Here is a 21,875-nt window from a genome sequence, read left to right as displayed (position 1 = left end):
GTACGCATTTTGCGCATTTTTGGCTTTTAAATGAACAGTTGAATCTAATAAAGAAGTATATGATTAAACTAGAAGTTTATGAGTGAGAGGATGAGGATGTGCTTAACACCATTGTTTTTTTAATTACGAGTCAAAGTGCATTACTAACCTGGCTATTTTTCAGTTTGGCAATGCGCGAAACGATCACTAAGCGTCAGGTATGGACGTGGTTTGGACTGACCTTAGTTGCTGAAGCGGTCGGGATTGGCATCATGGCATGGGCGCCAAATTGGCCGCATGGATTTTCAAGCATTTTGCCATTTTTCCTAATCAACAGCTTGATGTTGGCCTGGACCACTAAGATAAAGTGGGTGACGGTGGTTCCATTGTTGGTGATTTTTGATTCATTTCGGCGGTTTGTTGGAGGAGTATCGGGATTGTTGATTCAATTCTTTTTGACCCCTACGCTGACAATTTATACACGGTCCATTTTTAAATCTAATTTTAATCTGTCGATGGAATTAAACCAATTAATTGCTGTTGCGATTGGCTTTATTGTGTTTATAATTCTTGGCCTTTGGGCAGGTCGGTTTAGTAACCGTTATCTTCTACTTAGACGACTGATTGCATTACAACCTGATGGTTCAGACTACACATTGGTCGCCATCTACTTTGTTGTTTATTTCGTTTCACTATCCGCAGCATTGCAACAGAAATTGCAATTATTGACAGACCTGACGATGATTTTGGGAATGCTGCTAGGCGGCTTTTATTATTATCTTGTGTTATCACGTTCTGAGCAAACGCGCAGTGAACAGTTGCTGGAAAACTTGCGGGGCTATGATGCTTCAGTTAGTCGAATGAATGAAGAGATGCACCGCGTATCACATGACTACCAAAATATCTTGTTAGGTCTCAGCTATTTCGTTCGGCGTTCAAACGATAAGGAATTGCAACAGTATTTTGCTCAGGTGACGCATGATAATGACCAACGTATTGCCAGTATGAGTAATGGGGATATTGAACGGCTACGGTATTTGAGTAGTGGTTACGTAAAAGGGCTGGTTTATTCAAAGTTACTGGAAGCCGAAAAGCGACACATTAAGTTTGAGGTTCGCATCAATGAAGAAATCAAATTACGTGAAGAGCGTTCTGTGGACTTAGTACGAATCTTTGGAAATGTTTTAGATAACGCACTTGATGCCGCTGCGGACAGTGATCAGCTCGTCAAGCTGAGTGCGACGCCAACCGATGCATGCAACGTGTTTCAAGTGACAAACACGATTCCAAAAAATGCAAAAATTGATTTGAGTCATGCGTCACAAATGGGTGTCACTTCTAAAAAAGGACACATGGGAATTGGTATGAGCAATATTCGACGTTTGGCCCGTCAAGGAATCAAGGTTGAACAAACAATTGATGGTCAGCAATTTACAACGACGATTCATGTGCCAAGAGCACAAACAAAGTAGACTACAGTGTTAGGATATTTTCTCGGTGTTTGCTAACAAGCATTAAACATAATGGCGTCCTATTCCTAGACTGGGGAATGGGGCGCCATTACGTTTAAGCAGCTTTATCAGAATTTAGAGTACGATATTCCTCACGTCGTTAATCGCGAACACGATTATGCTATGGTCTTACTTGACTCTACACTTTTGATGTTCACGATGGCAACTGAGACAGACACCAAGTCTTTTGCAACACAAAAAAGGCTCCGAGCCTTCTCTACCCGGAACCTGTTACATCAAGGAAAGATCCTCAATCGGCGTGACATTCGTTTTACAATTCGGAATGAGCTAACACCTCAATATTTAATTTACGTAACGCCGTGTCCTGACCTACCTGCCCACTTGTAAACTGTCTGCTAATGTGGGCGGAGCAGTAATCAACATTACCACTGGCCGCTCATCACCATTTGATCGACAGGCAAACGGCGGTATCGGTATCACGCGTGGAACACATATGACTCTGTATCGGCCATACACCTCCCAAGTGAATCCTTTACGGTTTTGGTACGGGAAACGCAGAAACTCAAAGCATCGGGTTTCTTTTATACAAACTTGGTCATTGGTATCGCCTGCTTAGAGAGTTGAAAAACAACCAACATCACATGCTCAACTTGAAACTTTGGTATAGAACTTTTGAAACAGATGAAACAAAACTTGTTGGAGCTTTAATTCGGGTAGCTACCATAACCTACTAGTCACCAACTTTTGGCGCGGATGGCTAATTGCGTCATCAATGCGCGATAGATGTCTTTCAACATCGTAACTTTACGTGGCCTGCGGACTACCGGCTGAAAATGCCGGGGTAGCAATCAAACTGTCAACCGTGGTTCCAAGAACCAGCCCGGCACAGTTTCTATGAGAAGGCGTCGATTGAGGAGGTAATTCCTTTCCTCACAAGTATAGTAACACGAAACGTAACCGCTTACAAAAGAAAGACTCGCCAACTTAAGAAATTCTTTTAAATTGTTTTGAGCGTCATTTCAAAACATTGGTATACCAACGATATGAGAATTTGTCATTGTAAATGTTTATTGTTTTGCCATAATAGGTAGCAACCGGTTTAACCGGATTCATGGAAGGCGTTTGACAAACGCTGTTCTTGCGGAAGGATGTTTTGTCATGTGTTAAAGCACAAGTGGGTGTTACTCATCAGCATGTTAATCAACATGGGGATTGGACTAGTGATGCCAATTACCACAATCTATATTCACACTGTTCTGGGAAAGCCGCTGTCGGTAGCTGGCACGACGTTATTATTTTTCTCAGGTGCGTCGATGGTCGGCAACGTCATTGGTGGACGGTTGTTTGATCGATGGAGTCATAAAGGTCCAGTCATTGTTGGCCAAACGGTCGCGTCATTGTCGTTATTAATTATTGGACTGTCGCCAACTTGGCCATTGTATCCGATTGTTTTGGTGTTTTATGGGCTAGGCATAGGGACGGCGTTTGCGTCCTTCAATGGTCTGGTTGCAATCCTGCAGGCTGATGAACCTTTGATGTTCAACTATTCGTTTCTCGCGGCAAACGTGGGGATGGCGGTTGGTTCTCTGAGTGCCGGCGTCTTGTTTGCCATCAGTATTCACCTCACATTTCTGGTACCAGGCATCTTGTTTGGTCTAGCTGTCCTCATTGACATTTTCAAACTGGAGGACGGGAACGCTCAAGTAGTTAAAGAATCGACGAATAATGTTGTTTCCAAACCAATCGATGGTGCGCTTCGTTCAATTGTTTTGATTGCGTTCGCTTTCTTTGTGATCTGGATTGGATACTCACAGTGGAACACTAATTTATCCACATACATGACTAGTCATGGAGCCACTGTGGCTGAGTATAGTGCTTTATTCACGCTAAATGCTGTTATACTTGTACTGATTCAGCCGTTTGGCAACCGGATACTGCCACGTATCTTTCCGCGCAAAAAGTACCAAGTGATTTTTGGTACGGTAGTATTTGCCTGTTCCTTTTTAATGATTATTCACCAGCCACGCTATATTAATTTTGTGATGGGGATGTTGTTGCTGACGTTTGGTGAAATGATCGTAATGCCAACGATTCCGGCTTGGTTGAATGAATTTGCGACGCCAGACAACCGGGGTACCATTCAGTCCATCAGTAGTCTGGCAGGCGGTTTTGGTCGGGCTGTCGGACCTTTACTAGGTAGCTTAATCATTGAAGCCACGTCATATCCTGCCATGTTCCTGTGGCTATGTGCCGCTGATATTGTTGGTGCGGGACTGCTGATACTGGCCGTCGACAAACAACCGAATGGCAAATAAATCTTAATGGAGTTCTTATGGTGATCAAACGATTTGAAACGGCATCAAATACATGGATGACTTATTTAATTGACCATAATCACGAGCCTACTTTTTGTGGTTTTGTGTCAGATAATGTCGATGAAATGATTCAGGATATTTCTGAAATGGATGATCACTACTTTCTTTGTAGCATCGACGAAGACAAGTTAACTGGGATTTTGCTAGTTGAACGATATCAGGAAAATAGCCGCTGGATTGCCGAGACATGGGGTCCGTTTGGAAATGACTTTAAAAGCAGACAGATGCTGGTGTGCTACCTGTATGAAAGAGAATCGTCAGAAATTCATTTTTTCGGTACGAATTTGACTCAATATTTTGCAAAGCTCAGTCGAAAAAATCGTTCACTTAAAACTACTGGTCACAGACGCTTGATTGCGGACGTCACTCGACTTAGTCAATTAGCTACAGGCGACACTTGTCACGTAGAAATGCAAACGTATCAGCTTAGCCATGACGCAGTATTAACAGATACAGTGAAGTCTGGCTGTCTCAAACTATTCAATGCCAATTTTCCTGGTGGCTCAGCTGCGTTTGACACAATTTTGGCTGACTATGATCAATCGACGATGATTTGTTGTTTTTCTAATCAACAAATTGTTGGATTTAACCTGTATGCGCGTGATGGTGAAGATCTATTCCTTAACTATATTATTGTGGATGACCACTATCGTCATCAGGGAATCGCTCGTTCATTAGTCAAAACGATGTGCCTTCAAAATCTCGACCAAAAGAAAGTTCACTTAAATTGGCCGCTCAGGAAGCAGGCTGCCGGAGACTTTTATACGGGTCTCCACTTTAAAGCAGAGCGGACACTTGAAAGTGTTAGTGTTCAGGCAAAAATAAATGACTAATTAAGCGACATCACTGTGGATGATGTGTGCAAACTATATCAACAGCTAATGTTAGTGTAGCCAGACAGAGGTGCAGTTTCGTAAAGCAATACTTGGTGACAAGGTTTTGGTCATTGAGCATTGCGGGACGGGCTTGAGGACATCGGCTTTTGATGGCCTCAAGTCGAGGAAGAAGACAGTGTCCTTCGGGATGAGACCGGTCCCATGAAACGGAGCCTCTGCCTAGCGGAACGCTCGTTAATCTTCAAAATAAAAGTAAAAAATACGTCCACCGGCGTCGTTTGAAAACGGCATTCGGTGGACGTATTTAGTGTAAACAAACATTACTTGCTGAACTTATCGTCACGAACGAACAGGGTGACTTCAACACCATCAACATTGATGGTACGACGTTCTTCTTTGGCTTCTTGGCCTTCTGGGAATTCTTCTGCCATGTATGTTCACCTCTTTCAACGGTTATGAAAATTCATAACACAAATCTCAATTACAATTATTATTGTAGTCGTTTCACTGAAAGTTTGCATAATTTTGTGCACGAAAGTGGCAATCTTAATCGGCAGATTATTTGAATTGGCTGCCAACTCACTTTACTTGTTTCGTAATCTTAAAGTCGCTAAGCTGGATGGCGAAAACAAAAATGGAGTGCGACAATTATCAAGAATCATATTGGACGACATTTAGAACGAGAACAAAATAATTGGCTGCAAACGCAAGCCGCTGAAATTAGCAAACTTGGCGGGGCCATGCGACATTTGAGTCTGAATTTGGTAGCTTATTTATCGATTTCAGTTATTGAGTACGCATTGGCAGAAATGAGCCAATCACAAACATTACGAGCTGACGCATTTAACAATTTATCAGGAATCGTGTCGAGTCTGCTGCTGATGCTGGGCATACATATCGCTCGGGATACAGACGATGATGCGTTTGATCGCGGCATTAGTATGACCAATCAGCGACAAACGATGGGAACGATGCAGCGAGTTAGATTCACTCGGTTCCGTGCTGAAACGATTTTTACGCTTGTTACCGGTATCATTATGATTGGTATTTCTCTGCAGGTTATCTACAGCGGTATTCGTGGACTTATTAATCCGGATACGCGGGTTGTTCCTCAACCGGTGGCATTGATTGGGGCAGCTATTGCCAGTGTCATCATGCTGATTGTGTGGTATCTGAACCGGCAGGCTGGCAGAAAGTTAAAGAACGCCGCATTAACAGCTTCCGCGCAAGATAGTTTAAGCGATGCGTTCACCAGCATCGGGACGTTTGTATCAATTGCTGGAGCATTGTTGTTTAATCTATCATGGCTGGATGGTGCGGCTAGTATTGTGGTTGGTCTGTTTATTTTATTTGCAGGGTTGAAGATTTTCTTGGATAGTAGCCTTAATTTAGCAGATTACTTTGACCCACGAATGGAGGCCACATACCGTGACGCGATTGAAGATGTGGACGGTGTGCGCGGCGTGGGTGAATTAAAAGCTCACTACAACGGTAATCTTGTGACATTAGACGTCATGATCTATGTAGATGCAGAGATGAATATTTTGGACAGCTATGGTTTGAGCGAGCGCATTGAACGTTTGATGCGTCATCGGTATGGCATTACTGATACTGACGTGGCCACTGTGCCCGACCCTGCAACTATTCGCAAACACAAGAAGCATTAGGTAGACAAACAAAATACCAGTCGGATGAACGATAAATTCGTCTGACTGGTATTTATTAATGGAATGTTTAATTGTCGCTCGCGACTACTTCTTTAACAACTTTTCAACCGCTGCCTTAAGTTCGTCGTCCTTCATGGACATGTAAGGTGCTACTTCGTCGGCCGTTTTGTTGGTGTCGTGCGTATCCTCGTCCATGTAGTGGTTCCATACTGCGTCGCGAATCGGTAGGGTGCTGTCGCTCCAGTCAAACACTTCGTTCATTGGTTGATCTAGTAACTTTGTCATTTCAACTGCTTGTGCCATGTTGAAATCAGCCTCCCTTTCTTTTATGATCACCATCTATGGTAGTCCTTTTTGACCAATGTGAACCAATTAATTGAAACTTTTTTTGAAAACGATGTGGTAACATCAAAATAGATAATTTGGAGGATTAACAAATGAAGGGTAAGTACGAAGTGACACGATTTGTCGGCATTCCGATGACGACTGATGATAGTGGTAAATATGTTGTGAGCGGTGATGGCAAACCACATGAATGGCGGGTTGGCAAACATACGAAGGGAAAGTTCGATCATTTGGGACAACTGTTTCTAACTGAAAACAACTTGATGGTGGCCATTATTGCGGCTTATCCAGTGCCATTCAAAGAACGTCACCAGTGGACGCCGATGCAACGGTTCACCAGCGAGCGTATCAGTGATGACCTCGTTGAGCAATTACGTTCCTCAAACAATATTACTGACGGGTTGTAGGCATTGCACTTCCGCTTCCGGTTGCCAACATTGACACGCTCGCCGTGGGACCGGTTCAAGCCCGAAGTTCACGGTCTTTCACCTCGCCGCCAAGCCTCGTGAGGCCCGCGAGTCTTGGCGCCCGCCCGTAACCTAAATTCGGATAAACCACCGAATTAACGTTACCTTCACGGCTTGGTATCAATGTTGGCGCCCTCTCGCTCATATAAGCGTTATTCACTTTGCTTCACTTTGCTTCAATTTGCTTTGTTGTCTGTTGATTCAAACGCGTTGCTATTCGACAGTTTACTTAGTCAAATCAATAAATGAACTGTAAATGCAGGTAGTGGGGACCGCAACGGAAGTGCACATCATTATTTTCTACAGAAGTATTTTATCCGAATTGAAAAGGCTTACAATAGAACCAATCTAGTCACGTTGTGAAGCCAAGGGAGGATAAAGCATGTTTTTAATTGATGTTAGTCGCAATGGCAAACCGGTGTATGACCCGATTGTTAATCAGTCGTTAGACAATTATTTAGTAAACGATCTGCGTCTGCCAGGGCACGGTCTTATCGTGTATGTAAATCAGCCGTCCGTTATTGTTGGGGTTCATCAAAACGCCTATGCAGAAGTTGATCTGCCATATTTGAAAAAGAAAAATATTAAGCTAGTGCGCCGCACTTCTGGTGGCGGAGCGGTATACCATGATTTTGGTAACATTATTTTTGAAAACATTGTTATCGGTGACACGAGTAAGTTTGGTCATTTCGATGCATTTGCCAACCCAATTCTGGATGCTCTTCATGATATGGGAGCAACGGATGCACAACTGCGTGGTCGTAATGATATGGTTATCGATGGGAAAAAGTTCTCTGGCATGACGATGTTTAAAGTTGGCGATTCATACGCTGCCGGTGGGACATTGATGTACAACTTAGATTTGACAGCGGCGAGCGACGTACTGACACCAGAAGCTGACAAGTTGGCATCAAAGGGTGTTAAATCGGTTGATAGTCGGGTGACCAACATCATGCCGTACTTGAAGCCTGAGTTCCAAAACCTAGATATTGAAGCATTTCGAGCTGAGCTATTAAAGCGATTGTTCCATGTTGACGACGTAAGTAAAATCGAAACTTATCACTTGAATGACCATGACTGGAAGATCATCGACAAACGGCTAGCTGGTAAGTACGACACCGATGCTTGGAACTATGGTGAGAATCCAGGTTTTGATGAATATCGCTCCAAACATTTTCAGATTGGCACCGTGGCGTTTAACTTTACGCTTAAAGATAATAAAATTGCCGATTTTAAAACATATGGTGATTTTATCAATGGCGGTGATCCAGCAATTGTTGATAAGGCAATGCTTGGTGTTGCTTACACCAAGGATGGTCTAACAGAAGGACTCAATGCCGGTAATTACAAACAGAATATTGGCGACATTGATGTTAATGATCTGGTTGATTTGATCTTAGAAAAAGAATAGTTGTGAATGCGGCTTATGGTTGCCAACATTGACACGCTAGCCGCGGGACCGGTTCAAGCCCGAAGCTCACGGTCTTTCACCTCGCCGCCAAGCCTCGTGAGGCCCGCAAGTCTTGGCGACCGTCCGTAACCTAAATTCGGATAAACCACCGAATTAACGTTACCTTCACGGCTTGGTATCAATGTTGGCGCCCTTCAGCTGACATAGTAGCAAGTTTCGGCTAACTTTCGTTTACCTTTTTGATGGGTAAATCAGCGAACGCTGAAATATTGACTATAGGAGTGGAGCTGACTGAAAACAGAGTTCCGTGTCGGCAACACTTGGCGGCGGGAACTTTGCCGCTTAGTGGTGCAGGATGACTTATGAGACGTGTACTTCGGCTCATAATCAAGGTTAAAGACTCCGGGTTTCAGGAGGCTGAGACCGGTCCGCATGGAACGGCGTCTTCGGTCAGCGTAACGGCAGTGAGCCGTTTAAAAAGAACAGCCAACCTGCTGAAATTACATCAGCAGATTGGCTGTTCTTTTGTTCTTAAAAGGTTTGAAGGAAAATTTAACTGTCGCTTTCCGCATTCTTCATGTAGACCATTTGATCGTAGGACACTTGTTCCCGCAACGTTTTGGCCATATTCATTGAGATTTCATCGGCGCTAAGCGCGTCTTGAATATACTGATACTCGGCCTGAAAAGCGGATAGGAAAAGTGAGTTGATGGCCTCGCTTTGGTCCGTTTGATCACGACTGAATCGTTGCGAACGCTTAATGTAAGAATCACGAACAGCGTTGATGGCCGCCGGGTCACGCGTAATGTCTTGGTTGAACAGCCACTCCATGGCCGCGTCGTTACCAAGTTTTTCGATGGTTTGCATTAAACGACGGGTATAGGAACGAGCTGCATGAGGATTATCATGGAGAACCTGAATGAGGGCGTTGGTGGAAGCCGTGTCATTCTTCGTCAATGCTTCAGCAGTGGCACTAGAGACTGCCTCTTCACCGCTAAGACTGGCCGGCAAAGCGTTGGCTGAACGAACGGTTACCGTAGCAGAGGAAACACTCTTTGCCGCACTAGCAGGTTCTGAGGACTTATTACTTGTAGCCGCAGCGTCACTAATCGATGTCGATTCGGTCGCAATCTGTGTCTTAGATGTAACGTCCCTAATCGTATCAAGGGGCGCGTCAATGACCGTCGTTGTTTGATCTGATTCGTTTTGATAGGAGGCAAGATGTTGCTTGTACATCTGTCGACCACGTTTACGAATTTTCCGTTGCTTGCCAGGGTGAAGTAGCCGCATTAACACAAACTTCAAACGTAATTTAACCTGGGTACTGACGGTAGCGTTGGCTCGCCGACTGGTGATCATTAACAAGTATTTACGGTATATTTGTTGTTCGCTGGTGTTGAGATTACCATTTTCAATTTCATCGTTGATGGCGTCTGCTTCCGCTTGAGCAGCGCCGTCAAAGAGAGCCGAAACGGTCTTTCTGTCAGGTCGATGTAGGGTGCCCTTTTCATCAACCAGTGTTTCGATAACGGTGTGACGAGCGGAGTTGTTTGGCACATTATTCTTCAGCCAGGCAATCGCATAGTCCAGCATGTTTTGGTGTGAGACCTGAAAGTCTTCTTTATTGTCGTCATCTTGTTTAGGTAAAATAAACGGAATTGTGAATAAAGGAACGACTAGACTGATTAAAATAATGATCGCAGAGATGAAGATAAGCTCATTACGCATCGGGAAAGCTTCACCGTGCAGTGTTAAGGGCAGCGAGAAAGCCATCGCTAATGTGACGGTCCCATGAACGCCACTCAATGCTAACAACGCTGCAGACTGGTTGGGATCTTTACGAAATGGTAAGTTGAGAAAACGGCGAATCCAAAGGAACCGAATCACGATCATCAATAAGTAGATGCCGACGGCTAAACCAAGCAGGATTAAGATTGAAACTTGGTGTTTGGTGAACAAATTGTCCATAATCGTTGGCAGACTCACGCCAAGAAGAACAAACACAAATCCGTTTAAAATATCTGTGAGTAATCCCCAGACGCTTGAGCTAACGACCTGCATTTTGGTAGAGGTTAGGTGTAATTGGTTTCGCTCGATACCATGAATTAGGCCAGCTGCAACAACGGCTAAGATACCGGAAACACCGAGTTCTTCAGCAACATAATAAACTAAGAATGGCGTCAACAACTGGATTGGCACACTGGTAGAAGCATTATCAACGTTCCAGTGAATTAAGCTGATGCGTAATCCAACAATGGCCCAACCGAGGATCAAGCCGACTAGAATCCCACCGAAGAAAGTCTCCAGGAACGTTAGCACACCACTAGCAGGTGAAAAGTTACCAGACGAAAAGGCTGTCAATGCTAGGTCAAAAGCTACAATACCAGAAGCGTCATTGAAGAGTGATTCACTTTTCAACGTTTCCATTAATCCAGATGGCAGCTGCAGATTCTTCGTAATTGAACTAACTGCCGTTGCGTCTGTCGGACTAACGATGGAAATTAACATAAAGGCTAATGGTAGTGCGAACGCCGGGTAAATCCAGTGGACACCGAAGCCAACAACAATAACGGTGGTAATCACCAATAGGATTGCCAACGACAGCGTATCAGAAAAATTGCGTCTCAACCGGCTGTTTGAGGTTTCCTGCGCGTCATTAAACATAATGGGTGCAATGATCGCAAACAGAAAGATTTTTGGATCGAACTGATAATGATGATAAAAAGTGATGAATGATAACGCAATTCCTGCCGCAATTTGGTAGAACGCGAGCGGAATTGCAGGGTACTGGTTATAAACGATTTCAGCAGCAATAACGGCCAAAATCAAAATACCAATAAAGAAAGCTAAGCTCATATTTGTTCACAAACCTTACGTTGGATTTGGTCTTATTATACGCGCGAGTGTTGTAAAAATGTTAGCCAGGACGTTTGACAGATAATGTGTAAATTGTTGACTTACAAAAGATAAGCACGTATACTACGATTATAAAATTTATGGAAGAGGTGTTAGCGATGATGAACATGAACTGTTGTAGCGGATTGATCAACCGACCAAGTTTATGGGGAAGTCTAACAACCGCTAACACATCTGAATTGTTTATGTCGTAACTGGCATTCAACAATTAATATCAAGAAAATTTTGTTAGCATTCACCCATCTGCTTGGTTCTAGGGCCAGGACAGGTGTGGTGGATGCTTTTTTGTTTATCTGCATCCCCGTAGGAACGCATAATTATCAGTAATGGAAAGGAGGTTACCATGTTTAAGACGGTTGACCGTATTATTAAGGAAGACCCGGCGGCACGGACGCGTTGGCAGGTTATGTTAACTTATTCGGGATACCAGGCATTGGTCGGATACCGATTGGCGCACTGGCTCTGGGGCAGGCAACATTTATTATTTGCAGAGTTAATTAGCCATTGGACACGTCATCATACCGGCGTGGATATTCATCCGGCGGCGACTATTGGCGAACGGCTCTTCATTGACCATGGCATGGGTGTCGTGATTGGGGCAACCGCAGTGATTGGCAATGATGTGACGATGCTTCACGGTGTCACATTAGGTTCGCGTCATGATCAGCCAGGCAAACGACATCCGACCATTGGGAGCCACGTACTCCTTGGCGCCAATGCGATGTTGTTAGGCGATATTACGGTTCATGACTTTGCTAAAGTTGGCGCTGGCGCCGTTGTACTTCACGATGTTGGCACTGGCAATACCGTTGCTGGTAATCCGGCCAAGGTCGTTCGAACATGGCATCCCAACGAACCAGTTACTCATTTAGAAGACACTCAAACAAATACAAAGGTAGGTCATCAACATGATTAAAAAAGAAAACATTTTAGATTATATCGGTCACACACCAATTGTTAAGCTCCAACGTTCGGTGCCAGATGGTGCCGCTGATGTTTATGTGAAGTTGGAATTCTTTAACGAGGCTGGTTCCGTTAAGGACCGTATCGCCTTGAAAATGATCGAAGCCGCAGAAACGGCAGGTACTCTAACGCATGGCATGACGCTCATTGAACCTACTTCAGGAAACACAGGGATTGGGATTGCTGCGGTGGCCGCCGCTAAGGGCTACCATGCAGTGCTAGTTATGCCAGATACGGCCAGTGAGGAACGTAAGCAAATTATGAAAGCTTACGGTGCCGAATTAATTGAAACGCCTGGTAGTGAAGGCATTACTGGTGCCATTAACTTGGTGAATGACAAACTTAAGGAAGGTGGCTACTTCCGTTTGGGACAATTCATTAATGAACTGAACCCACAGGCACACTATGAAACAACTGGTCCCGAAATTGTTGACTACTTTGACGGCACGCCGGATGTTTTTGTTGCCGGAATTGGCACCGGTGGCACAATTTCAGGCACGGGTCGATTCCTGAGAGAGACTAATGCCAATGTTGAAATCGTTGGGGTTGAACCGGCTGCGTCGGCCGTTTTAAATGGCGGTCAACCGGGCAAACACCCGATTCAAGGAATTGGGACTGGTTTTGTACCGGATATTTTGGACACTCATGTGTATGACAGTGTCACCGATGTAACTGGTGAAGACGCTGTTGCTACTGCGCGGTTAATTGCACGCCAAGAGGGAATTCTGTTGGGCTTCTCAGGTGGTGCAGCCGTTTGGGCAGCGATTGAACGTGCTAAAACATTGGGTGCAGGTCATAAAGTGCTTGCTTTAGCTGCTGATAATGGCGAACGTTATCTCTCAACTTCGCTTTATGCAGATTAATAAATTCGTGTTGATAACCACTGACGGTTCAGTCTTTTAACCGTTGGTGGTTATTTGTTTGGATTGACATCATTAGTATCACTAGTTGGTTCAGCATTGTCGTTACGGTGCCGCATGGCAACTAAAAACCGAACGATGACATCTTGTTCTTCTGGTGAAAATTCATTTACGACAGTTTCCTTTGCTTCTTTGTCATCATCCTGAATCCCATGGGCCAAAGAAAGTAGCCATGTGCCGGCATCCGTCAGGCGATAAAACTTTTCTCGCCGATTTTCTGGATTAGTTTGTTCATCGACTAAGCGTCGTGAAATCAGGCGTTTGAGATATTTGGACAGCGTGCCTGGTAAAATGTCGAGGGCGTCACTGATACCATGTGCATTGATTTTGGGATGTGCTTGAATTGTTTCCATAACATCGCGAAGAGGTCCACGGAAATGTTGGTCGATATGATTGGCCCAGTCTTGCATATTACGTTGATCATGGTGATTATGATGGCCCATATTTCCTGGTCCACCCCCAAAACGTTTGTGCATCATCATGGCTTGCTGAAAACGCATGTCAAACGGGTGGTTGGCCGTTTCAAAATTGAGCAGGCCCGTATAAAGATCGTTGATTTCTTGTGCACGTGAATGGTCCATATCCATTCCTCCATTTGAATTAATATATTTATTTTACCGCGAAATGTTTCTTTTGGAAACAATAGGTGCTATACTCGTTTTTGTTTCCAAGAGAAACAATCATTTTTTAAACGGAAGTGATCTTATGGAATTAGCAGAAGCAACTCGTTTTGATATGGTTTCTGTTGTGGTTAACGCGGCCACAGAAAATATTGACGCGTTTGATTATGCTTTGCAGACGGCAGTTCATGATAACGCCAGTCTCAACATTATTGTATGGATAGATGATGATAATTTAAGTGTTTTTAATGCATTGAACCCAAGATACGTTCGCAAACAACATGATCAGGCTGATAAGTTTGCAACAGATTTAAGTGATGTTGCTAAAGCGATGGGTGCCAGGAGCGTGAAAGCTTCCATCAAGCGAGGTAGTAATCTGGCTCGGTTAACGGAAGAAGTGTACTGCACTGATTTTTCGTTTGATGTATTGGTGATGAGTTCGGATCATCATGATCACACCCAGATTCGGCGGGCGGTAAATCAAGCTAACGACGAATTAGAAGTGGCAACTGTTGTTCTTTAATATGATAACTAATCAGAAAGACACTTCCATATTAAGTGTCTTTTTTAGTGTCTTGAAAGAGGAAAAATGTTAACCGTTCCGCCAGACAGGGACGGCCGTTCTGTGGGACCGGTCTCAGCCCGCTTTGCGGTCTTCTACCTCGATTCAGAGCCACAAACCGTCTCTGAAGTCGCCCTGCAATACTAAGCGGCCGTAAAGCGCTGCTAAGGATTGCTGTCACAGAACTATGTCCCTGTCTGACTACACTACTAATACCCTTCGGAAGTCTGACAAAATTGATATTAACGGTTCTAAAACTAAACCGTTTGTTTTCAAATGTTTGACTTATAATTTTATATGGAGAGTTAAGGGAAAATACATATTCAGGGGAGCTATTTAAGTATGAAAAAGACTGTTGTACTGCTGATATCAACAGCTTCGTTACTTATGCTGACTGCTTGTGGTGATTCAAGCAATGGACAGAATTCTAGAGATGCGTCTAATAGAAGCGAGAAGGTTGTTAAACATTCCAAAACAAATGTGAGTTCTCATGCTGATTCGTCAACTAGTGATGCCAGTCAAGACTCAAATCAAAACGGTGAATCGGCGAATGACAATGACCAAACTGACGCATTTATTCAGGCACCTTGGACATTTGCGACAGCTTCATCGTTCCTACAAAAGGTGTACGGCGCTTCGTCTGAAGGTCATGAATATATTGGTTTAGATGTCATTGATTTAACGGGAGTGTCTGACTCATCGTATGCTTGGCCTTCGAACAAAATACCAGGCAATAGTATCTTTGTTATGTACGTAAACAAAAGTGGTGCCGGTGATGGTGGAATTGTGTTGACAAAAAACAATAACCATACCGTTACAATTATTTTAGGCAGTGGTGCAGCCTCTGAGCCTGATATGAAACTGGTTGTCGATGCTAAAAATGGCTCAATATTAAGCAATGAAAACTTATCTGGAAATTATGAAAACATGTTGAGTTATTTTGGCATTCAAACTCATACAGAACAGGATGAAGGTGATTCAAATACTGATTCGCAAAGCGATGCAGATTCGACCGATGATGACTCGTCAGATTCCGTGAGTGATGATTCGCAAAGCAATGATGATAGTGATTCAAACGATGACACTTCGGATTCTCAATCGAGTGAAGATGACAGTATTTCTCAAGATAGCAATAATAGTGTCAGTGTTGATTCTGATAACGTGGATTCGAATGATAATGGCGATTAGGGATGCACATCAGTGAGCTGAAATATGCTAAGATAACACCACTAACAAGCGGATGGGAGCGCAGCAATGGAACAGTGGTCAGAAGAAACGATTGCAGCGTTTCGAAAAACATTATTAAAGTGGTATGACGAAAATAAACGGGATTTGCCATGGCGTCGTGATCATGATCCGTATCACGTGTGGGTATCAGAAATTATGCTGCAACAAACGCAAGTGAATACGGTTATTCCTTACTATGAACGTTTTATGAGCATGTTTCCTACAATTAATGATTTGGCAGCGGCTAAACCAGAACAGTTATTGAAAGCGTGGGAGGGCCTTGGCTACTATTCAAGAGCCCGCAATCTGCAACGAGCGGCACAGGAAATCGTCGACGACCGGAATGGTGAGTGGCCGACAACGGCTGCGGGTTTGCAGGAACTGACTGGCATTGGTCCGTACACGGCGGGCGCGATTGCCAGCATTGCGTTTGGCGAACCAGTGGCGGCGGTCGATGGGAATGCCTTTCGGGTATTTGGCCGCTTGCTGATGATTGACGCTGATATTACCAAACCGGCAACTCGCCAGCTGTTTGCCGAGACGATTGATCAAATTATTGATCCACAGCGGCCTGGGGATTTTAATCAAGCCATTATGGACTTGGGCAGTAGCTACATGACAGCGAAAAATCCGGATGTTGCTCACTCACCAGTAAAAGCGTTTGACCGTTCATACGAAACGGGCCATGTACTTGATTATCCGGTTAAAACGGCCAAGCCGCGGCCAGTACCAGTCGATTATGTTGCACTAGTCATTCACACACCTGCTGGGTATTTAATGACGAAACGACCATCGACGGGATTACTGGCCAACTTATGGACCTTTCCATTGGTTAAGGTAAGCGATTTGTTGAAGGATGATGAGCAGGAAACAGACTTGATGGACGTCGATATCGTGTCACGTGCTGAGCAGGCGTTCGAAACGGAAACGGAAATTCCGGTTTCTTTGGCCTTGATTGGTGGCCGCGCTGTGACACACACATTCACCCATTTGAAGTGGCAAATTCGGCTGGTTTCAGCGGAGTTATCAACAGTCCCAGATATCAGTTTGTTCGCGGGTGAAATTGTGGCTGAATCGGCGTTTGATCAATATCCGATGCCAGTTGTCCAACAAAAGCTGTGGCGACGTTGGCAAGCTGCATCAAAAAAGTGAGGTTATTATGGCAGGAAAAAAGTTTTATGCAGTCGCTCATGGCCGCAAAACAGGCATCTTCACAACTTGGGCCGCCGCTAAGCAGCAGGTTGACGGGATGGCTGGAGCACGATACAAGAGTTTCCCAACGCGTGACGCCGCCCAGCAGTGGTTGGATGCTGGTGGGCAATACACTGCGTCGGGACGTAAACCGGCAGCAACAGCTTCACGGCACGTTACAACCAGTCAACCAGTAACAGAAAAAATTGTCATGTATTCTGACGGTGGTTCTCGAAATACGGGTAACGTGGCTGGTGGGCACGTACGACAAGGCGACAAGGCGGCGTGGGCATACCTGATTAAAAAAGATGGTCAGCAGTATTACGATTCACTGGGTGAATTTGGCGCAACCAACAATAAAATGGAAATCACCGGCTTATTGCGAGCGCTACAGGCTTTACAACAGTCAGGTTTGAACAAAGAACCGATTTTGGCTGTACTGGATTCAAAATATGTTCTGGATGCGATTACCAAACGTTGGTTAGCCGGTTGGAAACGACGGGGATGGGCACGCAGTAACGGTGCGCCACTGGCAAACAAAGAGCTGTGGCAAGCAATGAGCGACCAGTTGACAGCCTTTCCACATCTACGTTTTGAGTGGACAAAGGGTCACGCCGACAATTCTGGTAACGTGTTTGTGGATGAACTGTTGAATCAAACAATGGATGCCATGAATGGGGAAAATCCGATCGGCAAACGGTCCGAAGTGAACCCGTTAGCGACAATTACGGACCAAGCAGTGGCTGATGGTTACTCCGGTAATGCTGCGTCAGATGATTCTGAACAAATGAATTTATTTTAAGACTTTTAGAGACAGGTGAGGGTATGAATAAGTGGCTACAGCTCGTAATTTCCTATACATTGGGACTGATCTTCTTTGCCTTTTTTACCTTGGTAGCGCATTTGAAACCAGCTGGTGGCTTATTTTACACACTTACGGCGTTTGATTATGGCAATCTTGTGAATTGGCTACTGCTTTATCCGTTTGCTCGCGCGAGTGTTAGTCGCTGGCGCCAACTGCGACGGCAGGGCAAAACTGTTGATAACCGAACATTTATCCGGCGTGCCTATGATGAAAATGGCGAATCCTTTGCGCAAACGGAATACAACAGCGCGTGGGCTTCACATGGTTCTCCAAACGGTGGTTCAGCGCTGTTAACATTTATGCTATATGGACTAGTTTATATTTTCGCAGCTGTCGTCGACGTTTGGCTTGTGATTCGGTTTGTATTTGTTAAGCGCCAAAAATCTTAAATAAACGAAAATGGTTCAAACACAATAATCTGCGTTTGAACCATTTTCGTATGAATGTACAAATTAATAGTCCTCTTTAATGAGGTCGTGATAGGCCAAATCGACGGGCTCACGTTCTGTAAACAGTTTGTAGTAAGCCTTCGCAATGTTAACAGGGTCCTGATTTTCACGGTGTCCGTCACGGATATACGTGTTGATCGTGACTTGGCCGGCAAAAATGTTGGTCTTTGCTAAATCCTGATTGAGGGCCAGGACGAAATTCTTCATTGCCGCTTTTTCCATGCTTTGCAGAGGTGCGCCTGTTGATGGTTTGGTGGCCGCAATGCTGTTAGTGAACAGCAAGGCCGTTGGTTGTGAACTTTCAAGTAGGGCTGGAATGACCGCGTGAGCTACTGCTACCGGCGCAACTGCACCAATCAGCATGCCAGTTTCGGCTGTCTCGGCTGTGAGCGCGCGTGGCTTAATGCCAGGACGGAACGTGGCGTTAAAGATGACAGCTGTCAGTTGGCCCAATTGTTTGACCTGATCAAATGCTTCATCAATAGTGGCTGCCTTCGTTAGATCAACTGGAAAAATAGTGGCGTTGATCTGCTGATGTTGAAGGTCATCGGCAGTTTGTTTAAGGATATTTTCATCGCGGGATAGTAAAGCAATTTGGAAGCCTTGACGGCCAAAAAGTGCGGCCTGAGCTTGGGCTAATCCAGTTTTACCAACACCGACGATTGCAACAACGGGTTGTGTCATATTAATCCCCTCCAATTCACTTTCAATATATGTTTGGCAACAGTATAGATGATTGATCAGAAAAACTCAGAAAATAATGCTCGTTATTTCGACAAAACAGAATAATTGTTAGCTGACGGTTTGTAAACGAGCTGATTATTCTCATTGTGGCAAACTTAATTTGCTGTTAAGTCACGCGTTGCGACTGGTCACAAGGATTCGAAAGCGTTAAAGTTAATTAGAAATAAACGGCTGAGCGGGAAACGTCAGCGATGGGGAGGTTTGCACGTGCATCGACGGATTTGGACAATTACCAGTGCGCTCGTGTTAGTGCTGGGCGCAAGTTTTGTGTTGTTCCATAAAGTAACCAGCATTGGCGTGACTGCCGAACCGCTGGAGAGTAGCGAAGTTAACAAGAGTGTTATGAAAACGCACACGCCGACAATCTTCATGCCTGGTTGGGCCACTTCGGCTAATTCGTTTAACGCCATGATTGGTTATATGCAAGGTGAACGCACTGCAGGCAAAGTTATGCGAATCAATGTCGACTTTTTTGGTCGCATTCACGTGATTGGCCGTCTTAAAAAAACGGATATTAATCCGCTCATTCAAGTCACGTTTGATCGCAATCTGGGCAATAGTTATCAGCCACAGGCCAAGTGGCTCAATCAGATTCTGATGTTGCTCAAACGTCGCTATCACGTTAATGAATACAATGCCGTTGGCCATTCATGGGGCGGCAGTGCGATGGTGACTCAGTTGATTCGCTATGGTAACGATAAGCGATTACCAAAGTTGCATAAAATGGTATTGTTGAGTGCACCGGTCGATGAAAGTATTGATCGGCCTAAAGATGTATTACCTAGCGGAAAGCCTAAACGTTCATCGCACAGTTATCGTCAGTTGATCGCAGACCGCAACAATTTGTGGGCTAATAGTCGGGCTCAAATCTTTAACGTCTATGGCTCTGCTAACGGCGAAGATACAGACAACTCCGTGCCTATTGTGCAGGCACAGGCTTTGCGCTACCTTGTTCGCGGCATTGTGCCGCAGTATCACGAGATTTTAATGAACAATACCAATCATCACCAAATTCACACCACAATCCGTAGCTACAAGCTAGTCACCAATTTACTCTTTGGCAAACCGGGTAGTAAACCTTAATCTTTAAGCTGATTCTTGTCTTACGCCTCCGGTTGGCAGCATTGACACACTCGCCGTGGGACCGGTTCAAGCCCGAAGTTCACGGTCTTTCACCTCGCCGTCAAGCCTCGTGGAGTGCCGAGTCTTAACGACCGTCCGTAACCTAAATTCGGGAAAACCACCGAATTAACGTTACCTTCACGGCTCGGTGTCAATGCTGCCGCCCTTCGGCTCACATAGAAGCTAATTGCTGATTTTAAGTACTTTCTAGTTATGGGGAGGTTGCACTGCTTATTTTTGGAACAAGAGTGAAGGCAGTGAGAAATAGAGTTCCGTGAAAGCAATGGTTAGTGGCCGGTTTTGCCACTTAGCATTGCAGGACGAGCTTCGAGACCTGGGCTTTGGGCTCGAAGTCGAGGGTGAAGCCTAGGTTTTCATAGGCTGATACCGGTCCCATGGAACGGCGTTTCTCAATGACGTAACGGCAGATCACGCTAACATAAAAATCATGTTTGTAATCAAAAAATCCTGTTAATTAGTGATAACTAATCGACAGGATTTTTATGTGAATGGATTAATGGCGTGACGCGCGTAAGTTGCCGCGTTGATGGTTTTTAACTGTGTGAGCCTTAAACCGTGGCGTTGACGCTTCACCGACAAACTTGAAGTGTTTTAGCTGCCCATGAAATGGCTGCCCAGCTGCTCGCGTGCGTGCCCACTTGTCCATTTCATCGGCCATGTTGATGGCCGCATCATGACGTTGTGGCGCATTTTCAGTCAAGGCTGCTTGGGCAATATCACTGCGTAGAGCAGCAGTTAAGTTGTGATTATAATCAACGAGTTCTTGCGTAATCGGAGCATCTTTGTAGCGGTTAAACAAACGTTCAATGTACCGCATTGCATCCTTGCTATCTTTGGGCTGATAATACCGATCTTCTGACACGAGCGCCATCCTTTCTGTTAATACAATGGCTCCAGTTTAACGAAATTTCTAACGTTAGTAAACGGCTACTTTGCCGGTTTAACTCCTGTATGACAAGCCGCCGCGCCAAACGTAAAGCGACGGTAATGGACGTCTTTAAAACCGGCTGTTGTGAACGCTTCGGCCAACGTTTGATAATTGGCAAACGCCTGGGTAGTCCGCTGAAGATAATCATAATCATCATGAGCATGGGCAAATACGGCTCCTAACCACGGCATGACGGTACCGAAATACCACTGCCAAACGGGTCTAATAATTGGTGCAGTTGGTTGAGAACTTTCCAAGCACACGAGCTGACCACCAGGGCGTAGGACACGTAGCATCTCTGTTAGACCGGCGTTTAAGTTTGCTAGATTGCGCATGCCAAAACCAATTGTAATCAGATCAAAACTGTTATCGGGAAATGGCAAGTGAAGCGCGTCACCAAAGGAAACGGTCGCTTCATTGGTCAAATTATTGTCAGCAATTTTTTGTTGAGCCAGCTTAACCATTGCCTGACTAAAGTCGACGCCAATGACTTGTCCACTGCGGCCGATACTGCTGGCCAGCGCAACTGTCCAATCGCCCGTCCCACAGCACAAGTCAAGGACCGTGTCGCCAGGTAAAAAGTGGGCTTGACGCATGGCATATCGCCGCCATCTGTGTTGTAAACCAAGAGAAATAATGTTGTTCATGCGGTCATAATCTGGCGCAATGCGAGTGAAAAGAGCCTGCACGCTTGCCGGATTTTTTGGAGTACTTTGAGTCAATTTGCTCACCACCAATCGAATAGTTTTAATATATGCTCTTTAAGCCCGACACACAAACGTTTTTAAAGTTGCC

At 44.7% G+C, this 21,875-nt stretch carries 20 protein-coding genes; 14 read left to right on the top strand and 6 right to left on the bottom strand.

Features of this window, described 5'->3' with window-relative positions; all coding sequences use genetic code 11:
• Window positions 1-98 precede the first annotated feature (98 nt).
• From GB993_RS13180 to GB993_RS05645, 4 genes are all read left to right on the top strand, one after another.
• Complete coding sequence (locus GB993_RS13180) at window positions 99-1,451, top strand: GHKL domain-containing protein (protein WP_161003428.1); 1,353 nt, start codon at window positions 99-101, stop codon at window positions 1,449-1,451.
• Window positions 1,452-2,611: 1,160 nt separating this feature from the next.
• Window positions 2,612-3,766: an MFS transporter gene (locus tag GB993_RS05655; protein ID WP_161003427.1), complete on the top strand. Its 1,155-nt coding sequence runs from the start codon at window positions 2,612-2,614 to the stop codon at window positions 3,764-3,766.
• 17 nt (window positions 3,767-3,783) lie between these two features.
• Window positions 3,784-4,659: a GNAT family N-acetyltransferase gene (locus GB993_RS05650; protein ID WP_161003426.1), complete on the top strand. Its 876-nt coding sequence runs from the start codon at window positions 3,784-3,786 to the stop codon at window positions 4,657-4,659.
• Between the two features lie 743 nt (window positions 4,660-5,402).
• A complete protein-coding gene (locus GB993_RS05645; RefSeq protein ID WP_161003425.1) occupies window positions 5,403-6,329 on the top strand; it encodes a cation diffusion facilitator family transporter in 927 nt (308 codons plus the stop codon).
• A gap of 84 nt (window positions 6,330-6,413) precedes the next feature.
• Here GB993_RS05645 and GB993_RS05640 read toward each other — a convergent pair whose 3' ends face one another.
• Window positions 6,414-6,632, bottom strand: a complete 219-nt coding sequence (locus tag GB993_RS05640; RefSeq protein WP_161003424.1) for a P8 family protein — start codon at window positions 6,630-6,632, stop codon at window positions 6,414-6,416.
• A 134-nt stretch (window positions 6,633-6,766) separates the two neighbouring features.
• Between GB993_RS05640 and GB993_RS05635 the strand changes: the two genes are divergently transcribed.
• Complete coding sequence (locus GB993_RS05635) at window positions 6,767-7,081, top strand: DUF7671 family protein (RefSeq protein ID WP_161003423.1); 315 nt, start codon at window positions 6,767-6,769, stop codon at window positions 7,079-7,081.
• 442 nt (window positions 7,082-7,523) lie between these two features.
• Window positions 7,524-8,552, top strand: a complete 1,029-nt coding sequence (lplA, locus tag GB993_RS05630) for a lipoate--protein ligase (RefSeq protein ID WP_161003422.1) — start codon at window positions 7,524-7,526, stop codon at window positions 8,550-8,552.
• A gap of 552 nt (window positions 8,553-9,104) precedes the next feature.
• Here lplA and GB993_RS05625 read toward each other — a convergent pair.
• Window positions 9,105-11,408 (bottom strand): cation:proton antiporter, encoded by a 2,304-nt coding sequence (locus GB993_RS05625; protein WP_161003421.1) that lies wholly within the window; start codon window positions 11,406-11,408, stop codon window positions 9,105-9,107.
• 403 nt (window positions 11,409-11,811) lie between these two features.
• Between GB993_RS05625 and cysE the strand changes: the two genes are divergently transcribed.
• On the top strand, window positions 11,812-12,384 hold the full coding sequence (cysE, locus tag GB993_RS05620) for a serine O-acetyltransferase (RefSeq protein WP_161003420.1): 573 nt from the start codon (window positions 11,812-11,814) through the stop codon (window positions 12,382-12,384).
• Window positions 12,377-13,294 (top strand): cysteine synthase A, encoded by a 918-nt coding sequence (cysK, locus tag GB993_RS05615; RefSeq protein ID WP_161003419.1) that lies wholly within the window; start codon window positions 12,377-12,379, stop codon window positions 13,292-13,294. Before cysE ends, cysK begins: the two co-directional genes overlap by 8 nt.
• Window positions 13,295-13,344: 50 nt before the next feature.
• Here cysK and GB993_RS05610 read toward each other — a convergent pair whose 3' ends face one another.
• Complete coding sequence (locus GB993_RS05610) at window positions 13,345-13,932, bottom strand: MarR family winged helix-turn-helix transcriptional regulator (protein ID WP_161003418.1); 588 nt, start codon at window positions 13,930-13,932, stop codon at window positions 13,345-13,347.
• Between the two features lie 124 nt (window positions 13,933-14,056).
• Here GB993_RS05610 and GB993_RS05605 point away from each other — a divergent pair, with 124 nt between their 5' ends.
• The 5 genes from GB993_RS05605 to GB993_RS05585 all read left to right on the top strand — a co-directional run bounded on the left by GB993_RS05605 (window position 14,057) and on the right by GB993_RS05585 (window position 18,205).
• Entirely contained in the window at window positions 14,057-14,494 is a 438-nt protein-coding gene (locus tag GB993_RS05605; protein WP_161003417.1) for a hypothetical protein, read from the top strand.
• A 381-nt stretch (window positions 14,495-14,875) separates the two neighbouring features.
• Window positions 14,876-15,721 carry a hypothetical protein gene (locus tag GB993_RS05600; RefSeq protein ID WP_161003416.1) on the top strand — a complete coding sequence of 282 codons (846 nt, stop codon included), beginning with the start codon at window positions 14,876-14,878 and terminating at the stop codon, window positions 15,719-15,721.
• 66 nt (window positions 15,722-15,787) lie between these two features.
• Window positions 15,788-16,912 carry an A/G-specific adenine glycosylase gene (gene mutY / locus GB993_RS05595; protein ID WP_161003415.1) on the top strand — a complete coding sequence of 375 codons (1,125 nt, stop codon included), beginning with the start codon at window positions 15,788-15,790 and terminating at the stop codon, window positions 16,910-16,912.
• 7 nt (window positions 16,913-16,919) lie between these two features.
• Complete coding sequence (locus tag GB993_RS05590) at window positions 16,920-17,753, top strand: ribonuclease H family protein (protein WP_161003414.1); 834 nt, start codon at window positions 16,920-16,922, stop codon at window positions 17,751-17,753.
• Window positions 17,754-17,776: 23 nt separating this feature from the next.
• Window positions 17,777-18,205 (top strand): hypothetical protein, encoded by a 429-nt coding sequence (locus tag GB993_RS05585; protein ID WP_161003413.1) that lies wholly within the window; start codon window positions 17,777-17,779, stop codon window positions 18,203-18,205.
• A 63-nt stretch (window positions 18,206-18,268) separates the two neighbouring features.
• Here GB993_RS05585 and GB993_RS05580 read toward each other — a convergent pair whose 3' ends face one another.
• Window positions 18,269-18,949, bottom strand: a complete 681-nt coding sequence (locus tag GB993_RS05580; RefSeq protein ID WP_161003412.1) for an SDR family oxidoreductase — start codon at window positions 18,947-18,949, stop codon at window positions 18,269-18,271.
• 267 nt (window positions 18,950-19,216) lie between these two features.
• Here GB993_RS05580 and GB993_RS05575 point away from each other — a divergent pair, with 267 nt between their 5' ends.
• Window positions 19,217-20,092, top strand: a complete 876-nt coding sequence (locus GB993_RS05575; RefSeq protein WP_161003411.1) for an alpha/beta hydrolase — start codon at window positions 19,217-19,219, stop codon at window positions 20,090-20,092.
• Between the two features lie 553 nt (window positions 20,093-20,645).
• Here the strand turns inward: GB993_RS05575 and GB993_RS05570 are convergent.
• Together GB993_RS05570 and GB993_RS05565 are read right to left on the bottom strand one after the other, a co-directional pair.
• A complete protein-coding gene (locus GB993_RS05570; RefSeq protein ID WP_161002202.1) occupies window positions 20,646-21,023 on the bottom strand; it encodes a hypothetical protein in 378 nt (125 codons plus the stop codon).
• Window positions 21,024-21,079: 56 nt separating this feature from the next.
• Window positions 21,080-21,811, bottom strand: a complete 732-nt coding sequence (locus GB993_RS05565) for a demethylmenaquinone methyltransferase (protein WP_347877349.1) — start codon at window positions 21,809-21,811, stop codon at window positions 21,080-21,082.
• Window positions 21,812-21,875: the final 64 nt, after the last annotated feature.

This window comes from Furfurilactobacillus milii (assembly GCF_009864005.1).
Lineage (GTDB): Bacteria > Bacillota > Bacilli > Lactobacillales > Lactobacillaceae > Furfurilactobacillus > Furfurilactobacillus rossiae_B.
This window is presented reverse-complemented; position numbering and strand designations above follow the sequence as displayed.

Bases quoted from the DNA above. Each gene is read 5' to 3' on its own strand.
- GB993_RS05640 (WP_161003424.1), bottom strand. From the start codon at position 6,632: ATGGCACAAGCAGTTGAAATGACAAAGTTACTAGATCAACCAATGAAC.
- GB993_RS05600 (WP_161003416.1), top strand. From the start codon at position 14,876: ATGAAAAAGACTGTTGTACTGCTGATATCAACAGCTTCGTTACTTATG.
- GB993_RS05610 (WP_161003418.1), bottom strand. From the start codon at position 13,932: ATGGACCATTCACGTGCACAAGAAATCAACGATCTTTATACGGGCCTG.
- GB993_RS05650 (WP_161003426.1), top strand. From the start codon at position 3,784: ATGGTGATCAAACGATTTGAAACGGCATCAAATACATGGATGACTTAT.
- GB993_RS05570 (WP_161002202.1), bottom strand. From the start codon at position 21,023: ATGGCGCTCGTGTCAGAAGATCGGTATTATCAGCCCAAAGATAGCAAG.
- cysE (WP_161003420.1), top strand. From the start codon at position 11,812: ATGTTTAAGACGGTTGACCGTATTATTAAGGAAGACCCGGCGGCACGG.
- GB993_RS05580 (WP_161003412.1), bottom strand. From the start codon at position 18,949: ATGACACAACCCGTTGTTGCAATCGTCGGTGTTGGTAAAACTGGATTA.
- GB993_RS05605 (WP_161003417.1), top strand. From the start codon at position 14,057: ATGGAATTAGCAGAAGCAACTCGTTTTGATATGGTTTCTGTTGTGGTT.
- lplA (WP_161003422.1), top strand. From the start codon at position 7,524: ATGTTTTTAATTGATGTTAGTCGCAATGGCAAACCGGTGTATGACCCG.
- GB993_RS05635 (WP_161003423.1), top strand. From the start codon at position 6,767: ATGAAGGGTAAGTACGAAGTGACACGATTTGTCGGCATTCCGATGACG.
- GB993_RS05585 (WP_161003413.1), top strand. From the start codon at position 17,777: ATGAATAAGTGGCTACAGCTCGTAATTTCCTATACATTGGGACTGATC.
- cysK (WP_161003419.1), top strand. From the start codon at position 12,377: ATGATTAAAAAAGAAAACATTTTAGATTATATCGGTCACACACCAATT.
- GB993_RS05625 (WP_161003421.1), bottom strand. From the start codon at position 11,408: ATGAGCTTAGCTTTCTTTATTGGTATTTTGATTTTGGCCGTTATTGCT.
- GB993_RS05645 (WP_161003425.1), top strand. From the start codon at position 5,403: ATGCGACATTTGAGTCTGAATTTGGTAGCTTATTTATCGATTTCAGTT.
- GB993_RS05590 (WP_161003414.1), top strand. From the start codon at position 16,920: ATGGCAGGAAAAAAGTTTTATGCAGTCGCTCATGGCCGCAAAACAGGC.
- mutY (WP_161003415.1), top strand. From the start codon at position 15,788: ATGGAACAGTGGTCAGAAGAAACGATTGCAGCGTTTCGAAAAACATTA.